We start from the raw sequence: 2548 nt of genomic DNA, 5'->3' as shown, positions 1-2548 counted from the left end.
GGCTGCCGCCGAAGGCGAGCACGCCAGCGCGGTTACCACCGGCCGGGCCGGCGAAGATCGCGTTCTGCGGCGAGACACCGACGACGGTGGCGCCGCGGTTGTCGTTGGCATCGAAGCCGTAGCCGGCGTTGATACCGAAGTACGCGCCCGTCCAGGTGAACACCGGAACCGGGGTGAACACCGGCGGCGGAGCGCGACGCGGAAGGTCGGCGGCGGACGCGACGGCGGTGAGGCCGGCGAGAACGGTGGTGGCGAGGAGAAGGCTCTTCATTTTTTTCCAGGTCCTGGTTGGCAAAGCCGAGTTTGTTCTAAGCCGGGTTGCCCGCTCGGTCTGTCGCTTTCCTGCAACAAGCTCGCTCAGATGACCCGGAAGCGGTCAACGAAAGATGAAGGTTACGCCCGGCTTACGCGATGTCGTTCGCAGGTGTGTCTTGGCGCACATGGTCCGGCAGGAAAGATCAGGGTTCGCCCCACGCCTCGTTCTGTTGTCCGGGATTCACGATCGATTTACCGAAGACCGGAGCCGTGCTTATCATATGTCATGACCCTGCTCGGGCGGTGGCATTTTATTTCCTCCCTCGGAAGCCGTTGCGGCCGTAAGGCGAAGATTAACCATGAGCCTTCACCGTCGATCTCCGCGAGGGGCCGGAATTCGGCGGAAAGGTGCGCGATGAGCGAAGACATCGGGTCGGCGAAGTCGCACGGCATCCTGCGCTGGACGATCCAGACCACCGGCGTCGCCGCGATCGTCGCCCTCGCGGCAGCCCATCACTTCGCGCGGGCCGATCGGAACGCCGAGCCGACCCGTATGGCTCAGGCGACGTCGAGGGGGACGATCGCCGATCCGGAGACGACCGGCTCGATCGCGCAGGGCGTTCGCGCCGTGAGGCTCGATCCCTGCAACCTCCCCTCGGGCATGCGTGGCCTCCGCCCATAAGGGGCAGTCTTCGCGGCTTTCGGAGGGGGAAACCCCGGCTCGTCCGGGTGCATCAGATTGACAAGTGGTTGCAAGGGCCTAAGTGTCCCGCGCACTCGCAGGCGCGGCGGGCCGTCGACCCGACCGGCCGTCGCTGCCGTCGCCGCGACGATGTCCTCCGCGCCGGCCCTGCCCGACCCCGCGCGCAACGGTTCTCAAAAGATTATGTCATTTGCCGATCTCGGATTGAGCGACAAGGTCCTCCAGGCCGTCACCGCCGCCGGCTATACGGAACCGACGCCGATCCAGAGCCAGGCGATCCCGCACGTGCTCGCCCGGCGCGACGTCCTGGGCATCGCGCAGACCGGCACCGGCAAGACGGCCGCGTTCACCCTGCCGATGCTGACCATGCTCGAGAACGGGCGGGCGCGGGCGCGGATGCCGCGGACGCTGATCCTCGAGCCGACCCGCGAGCTGGCGGCGCAGGTGGTCGAGAATTTCGATCGCTATGGCACCAACCACAAGCTCAACGTCGCCCTGATCATCGGCGGCGTCTCCTTCGCCGACCAGGACGCCAAGCTGACCCGGGGCACCGACGTGCTGATCGCGACGCCGGGGCGCCTGCTCGACCATTTCGAGCGCGGCAAGCTGCTGCTCAGCGGCGTCGAGCTCCTGGTCATCGACGAGGCCGACCGCATGCTCGACATGGGGTTCATCCCCGACATCGAGCGCATCGTGAAGATGGTGCCGTTCACCCGCCAGACGCTGTTCTTCTCCGCGACCATGCCGCCGGAGATCGAGCGGCTCGCCGACATCTTCCTGCACAATCCCGAGCGGATCGAGGTGGCGCGCGCCGCCTCCACCGCCTCGACCATCGTGCAGCGTCTGGTCGCGACCTCGTCGGACGGCAGCGCCAAGCGCGAGCGCCTGCGCAAGCTGATCCGCGGCGAGGCCGACCTGAAGAACGGCATCATCTTCTGCAACCGCAAGCGCGACGTCGCGCTGCTGCAGAAGTCGCTGGTGAGCCACGGCTTCGATGCCGCCGCGCTTCATGGCGACATGGACCAGCGCTCGCGCACCACCGCCCTCGATGCCTTCCGCGGCGGCGAGACGGCCTTGCTGGTCGCGAGCGACGTCGCGGCGCGCGGCCTCGACATCCCCGCGGTGAGCCATGTCTTCAACTTCGACGTTCCGAACCATCCCGAGGATTACGTCCACCGCATCGGCCGCACCGGCCGCGCCGGCCGCTCGGGAGCGGCCTTCACCCTGGTCAGCCGCAGCGACGACCGCTCGCTCCAGGCGATCGAGTCGCTGATCGGGCAGCCGATCCCGTGGATGGACGGGGACCTCGACACCGCCGCGCCGAGCCAGGAAGGCAACGACGAGGGCGAGACGCGCACCCGCCATCGCGGACGCGCCGGCGATTCCGCGCGACGCGGCCGAAAGGTCCCCGCCGAGGCCGAGGCGCCGCGGGAGGCGCGGTCGTCGCGTGGACGGAGGGATTCCGTCAAGACGGAGCCTTCCGCCAACCTAGAGTCCGACTCGGTCGCGGAGACCTCGCCTCGGCGCGAGCCTCAGCGGCGACCGGACGAGGCGCGGCGGGAGGCACCGCGCCGTCCGGCAGCCGAGGCG

Annotated in this window: 2 protein-coding genes and 1 pseudogene; 2 read left to right on the top strand and 1 reads right to left on the bottom strand. The window is 68.5% G+C overall.

Annotated elements, in window-relative coordinates; genetic code table 11:
- Positions 1-271: pseudogene (locus tag FV223_RS32075) on the bottom strand (porin family protein); the annotation flags it as partial.
- Between the two features lie 399 nt (positions 272-670).
- Here FV223_RS32075 and FV223_RS25045 point away from each other — a divergent pair.
- Entirely contained in the window at positions 671-937 is a 267-nt protein-coding gene (locus FV223_RS25045; RefSeq protein WP_147729495.1) for a hypothetical protein, read from the top strand.
- A gap of 204 nt (positions 938-1141) precedes the next feature.
- Positions 1142-2548, top strand: a 1407-nt coding sequence (locus tag FV223_RS25040) for a DEAD/DEAH box helicase (protein ID WP_246689799.1), incomplete at its 3' end; no start/stop codon positions are given.

It is taken from the genome of Methylobacterium sp. WL116 (assembly GCF_008039455.1).
Classification (GTDB): Bacteria; Pseudomonadota; Alphaproteobacteria; order Rhizobiales; family Beijerinckiaceae; genus Methylobacterium.
Note: the sequence above shows the minus strand (reverse complement) of the source record. Positions and strands in the feature narration are given on the sequence as shown.

What these genes read in the sequence shown, in the direction of transcription:
- FV223_RS25045 (WP_147729495.1), top strand. Translation starts at nt 671, where the DNA reads ATGAGCGAAGACATCGGGTCGGCGAAGTCGCACGGCATCCTGCGCTGG.